The sequence below is a fragment of the Collinsella aerofaciens genome (assembly GCF_040915425.1).
Taxonomy (GTDB): Bacteria; Actinomycetota; Coriobacteriia; order Coriobacteriales; family Coriobacteriaceae; genus Collinsella; species Collinsella aerofaciens_BW.
The window spans coordinates 13553-17563 of record NZ_JBCPDN010000048.1; the positions used below are offsets into that span (position 1 = coordinate 13553).

Sequence of the window (4011 nt, forward strand, 5' to 3'; positions counted from 1 at the left end):
CCTTTGAGGCTGTTTGCCTCCAGCGTGGAAAGGGTTGACATGGTTGCGGCTCCTATTCGGTGAGCTCGGGGCCCTCGCCGGGCACATAGGCCTCGGCGCCCTCGACGCGGTTGATGCGGATGGTTCCAAAGATCTCGTCCTGGCTCAGGGTGAGCGAGCCGCGCTTGGCGAGCTCAAGCATAGCTAGGAAGGTGACGACGAGCTGCTCGGTGGTGGCATCGCCGTCCAGTAGCTCGCGGAAGGTGCAGGTTTGGTGCGCCATGGTAAAGCGGTCGACTGAGGCCACGGTCAGGTCGAGCGGCACGCGATGCGGCGCCACATGCTCGGCCTCCAGCAAGAAGGTCTGTCGCTTGCCGTCGAGGTCGGCGCAAATGACGGCGAGACCGCGCAGCGTGATGCCGGCAAGGTAGTCGGGCATAAGGCCTAGGAACTCGGGGTCGGGGCCGGCCACGCGCGGATGCATGCGGCTTTCGGCCTGCATGCGCGCACCGAGGGCCGCAGCCGCGCCTTTAAACTGCTTGTAGGCAATCAGGCGCTGGATCAGGACCTCGCGCAGGGCGTCGCCGTCAAGCGTGCTGAGCTCCTCGAGGTCTTCGTCGAACTCGTCATCGTCGTCATCGACTTTGCGCGGGGCCTCCTGCGGCACCAGAGAGGCGGCCTTGATGTCCAAAAGGGTTGCCGCGACCAGCAAAAAGTCGCTCGCCACGTCCAGGTCCAGCGCCTCGATGCGTTCGGCCTCGGCAAGGTACTGCTCGGCCACCTCGCTGATGGAGATGGCGCCGATATCTACTTTTTGGCGGGTTACCAGCTGCAGCAGCAGGTCGAACGGTCCGCTGTAGACCTGCGTCGACACGCGATACGACATCTTCGACCTCCTTTGACGGCGCCTTCGCGGCGCGGTTTGGGTGCATGTTGCGACCGTTTTGCACGGTCGACCTGTAAGTTTACCTTAGATGCCGGCGATTGCGAAGTTGAGCAGCTGCTCAGCAAGCGGATACACGGTAACGTCGAAATAGCGGCCGATCACGTCGATGCCGGTCCACATGGGCAGCAGATACAAAACCAGGATGAGGATGGGCATAGCGTATTGCTGCAGGCGGTAGTAGTTGGCGAGCGCCTTGCCCTTGAGGAAGGGCACGATGATCGACGAGCCGTCGAGCGGTGGGATCGGGATGAGGTTAAAGAACGCGAGCGACAGGTTAACCACGATAAACGTGGCGCCGAAGTTCATAATTTGCGACGCCAGGGCAAATGACATGCTGGTGTAGAGGTTGCCATAGGTCAGGCGCATGAGGGCGGCAGCAAGACACGCGAGTGCGATGTTCGATGCGGGGCCGGCTACGCTCACCAGGACCTCGTCGCGCTTGGGGTGCTTGAGGTTGTTGAGGTAGACGGGAACGGGCTTGGCGAAGGCGAACACCGGGCCTCCGGCGGCGAGCATCAGCAGCGGCAGGAGGATGGTGCCAAACGGGTCGATATGGTTGAGCGGGTTGAGCGAGACGCGTCCGCGCGAACGGGCCGTCTTATCGCCGAGTGCCCAGGCCGCGGCGGCGTGCGCGCTCTCATGGATCACGATGCCCAGGATGACGGCGACCGCGCTGGCGAGCAGGTTCATGAAGTAGCTGCTGGACATAACGATCCCCTAGCGGACGCGGCGCGAGGCGCGTGTGAGCAGGTAATCGGCCACAAATAGAATCACGGCCACGATGGCGTAATCCAGGCGGAACACGCCGCCAAAGGGAGAAGTGATGACGCCGTAGCCGGCGATGGCGCTCGGCAGCGCGCGAGAAAGCTCGACGACAAAGCCGACAATCTGCAGCTTGGCGGTGAGGCCACTAAAGCACAGCAGCACAGTCATCGCGCTCATAAAGATGCCGCAGATGCGACAGGCGATGGCGATGATGCTCATCGCCACGGCAGTGGCTTTACGAGAGTTCACGCGCGGTCTCCTCTTCGATCTGGGTGGAAAGCTCGAGCCATTCGTCCTCGAGCTTGGGCAGCTCTTGCTTAAGGCCGTTATATTCCCCCAGCGCGGCATTGAACTTATCCTGATCGGCATAAAGCTCTTCGCTTGCCATCAATTCCATAAGCTCGTCATAGCGGGAGCGCTTTTTGTCGAGCTCCGCTTCGATCTTCTTGAGCTGGTTGCGCACGCCCTTGAGCTTTTTGTTGAGCGCGGCGCGGGCCTGGGCCTCGGCGCGCTTTTGCTCCTTGGTCTTTTTGCCCTCGGCCGGCTTGGAGGCGGCGGCGGGCGCATCGGGCTGGGCCGCGGTGACCTTAGCGGACTTGGCCGTGGCCGGTGCGCTCTCCCCTGCCGCCTCGGCGGCGGCGCGGGCTGCGAGGTCCTCGCGCTTGTAGAGGTAGTAGTCGTAGTCGCCGTCGTAGACCGTGACCTTGCCATCGCGGATGTCAATGATGCGGTTGGCCACAGCGCGTACCAGGTGCTCGTCGTGGCTGATCAGCACGATGGTGCCGGGGAAGTTTTGCAGGGCGTTCTCGAGCATGTCCACCGAGTCGATGTCCAGGTGGTTGGTTGGCTCGTCCAGGCACAGGAGCGCCTCGGGGGCCACGAGCATCTTTGCCAGGGCCAGACGCGCTTTTTCGCCTCCGGAGAGGACGCGGACCTGCTTTTCGATTGCGTCGTTGTCGCTAAATAGGAAGGCGCCCAGCAGGCTGCGCTGCTGCGGCACGGTCCACTTGGGCGTGACGGTGTCGATCTCTTGCAGGACGGTATTGGACTCGGTCATGCCTTCGAGCGCGTGCTGGGCATAGTAGGCCACACCCACGTTGGTCCCCAGGTCGCGCGTGCCGGTAGTGGGCGGCTCCAGGCCGGCGATGATCTTCATGAGGGTGGACTTGCCGGCGCCGTTGGGGCCGACGAGCGCCACGTGCTCACCGCGGTAGAGCTTGAGGTCGATGTCGCTGTAGATGTGCTTGTCGCCGTATGACTTGGATACACCCTCGAGCCCTACGACCATGTCGCCGGAGCGCGGCGGATCGGGGAACTTAAAGTCGATGTGCTTGTGGCCCTCGGGCAGGATGACAAGCTCCTTTTTGATCTGCTCGATCTTGCGGATGCGCTCCTGGGCCTGGGCAGCCTTGGTGGGCTTGTAGCGGAACTTGTCGACGAAGACCTGCATGTGGGCGATGTCGCGCTCCTGGGCGGCGCGCTTGGCGCGCATCTGCTCCAGGTTGTCCTCGCGCTGCTTGAGGTAGCTGCTGTAGTTGCCGGTGTAGGTGGTCACGCGGCGGTTTTCGAGTGCGGCGACGTGGTCGACGCAGGCGTCCATGAAAGCGCGGTCGTGGCTGACGATGAGGACGGCGCCGTCGTAGTTGGCGATAAAGCCGCGCAGCCACTGGACGCTCTCGAGGTCCAGGTGGTTGGTGGGCTCGTCCAGGAGCAGCAGGTCGGGGTGGCGCAGGAAGAGCTTGGCCAGCGCGATGCGCATCTGCCAGCCGCCCGAGAACTCGGAGCACGGGCGCTCAAAGTCGGTGACCTTAAAGCCCAAGCCGGACAGGATCTTGCGGGCGTTGCTCTCGAGCTCGTAGCCGCCCAGGTGCTCAAAGCGGTCCTGGACCTGGCCGTACTCGTTGAGGAGGGCGTCGACGTCCTTGCCCTGCTCGGAGAGTTCGGTGATCTGGGCCTGCAGCTCGTTGGCGCGCTCGCCCATACGGCGGATTTCCTTGGCGGCGGCCATGACCTCGGCAAGGATGGTGGTGTCCTTTTGCTCCAGGTTGGTTTCCTGCTCTAGGTAGCCCACCTGGCAGTCCTTGGCGTACTGGACCTGGCCGGCGTCGGGGCTGTCGATGCCCATGATGATCTTGAGCATGGTGGTTTTGCCGGCGCCGTTGGGTCCCACGAGCGCGAAGCGCTCGCCGGGGTTGATCTGGAAGGACGCGCCGCTAAAGAGGACGCGCGCGCCGAAGCTTTTTTCGATCTTGTCGACCAGGAGGATCATGGTGCCGCCTTTGACCTTGTGTTCCTATATGAAAAAAGGCCCCAACTTGCGT

The 4011-nt window shown here is 63.0% G+C and carries 4 protein-coding genes; all 4 read right to left on the reverse strand.

Annotated features, from left to right (window positions below):
* Positions 1-52 precede the first annotated feature (52 nt).
* The 4 genes from AB5164_RS07350 to AB5164_RS07365 all read right to left on the reverse strand — a co-directional run bounded on the left by AB5164_RS07350 (position 53) and on the right by AB5164_RS07365 (position 3959).
* Positions 53-865: a segregation and condensation protein A gene (locus AB5164_RS07350; protein ID WP_152068179.1), complete on the reverse strand. Its 813-nt coding sequence runs from the start codon at positions 863-865 to the stop codon at positions 53-55.
* A gap of 84 nt (positions 866-949) precedes the next feature.
* On the reverse strand, positions 950-1633 hold the full coding sequence (locus AB5164_RS07355) for a site-2 protease family protein (protein WP_368143019.1): 684 nt from the start codon (positions 1631-1633) through the stop codon (positions 950-952).
* Positions 1634-1642: 9 nt separating this feature from the next.
* The gene (locus tag AB5164_RS07360; RefSeq protein ID WP_055250169.1) at positions 1643-1939 is read right to left on the reverse strand and encodes a hypothetical protein; all 297 of its coding nucleotides are present in this window, start codon (positions 1937-1939) and stop codon (positions 1643-1645) included.
* Positions 1926-3959 carry an ABC-F family ATP-binding cassette domain-containing protein gene (locus AB5164_RS07365; protein WP_368143021.1) on the reverse strand — a complete coding sequence of 678 codons (2034 nt, stop codon included), beginning with the start codon at positions 3957-3959 and terminating at the stop codon, positions 1926-1928. Before AB5164_RS07365 ends, AB5164_RS07360 begins: the two co-directional genes overlap by 14 nt.
* Between the last annotated feature and the right edge of the window lie 52 nt (positions 3960-4011).

Excerpts from the sequence above, each read along its gene's own strand:
- AB5164_RS07350 (WP_152068179.1), bottom strand. The coding sequence starts at position 865 with ATGTCGTATCGCGTGTCGACGCAGGTCTACAGCGGACCGTTCGACCTG.
- AB5164_RS07355 (WP_368143019.1), bottom strand. The coding sequence starts at position 1,633 with ATGTCCAGCAGCTACTTCATGAACCTGCTCGCCAGCGCGGTCGCCGTC.
- AB5164_RS07365 (WP_368143021.1), bottom strand. The coding sequence starts at position 3,959 with ATGATCCTCCTGGTCGACAAGATCGAAAAAAGCTTCGGCGCGCGCGTC.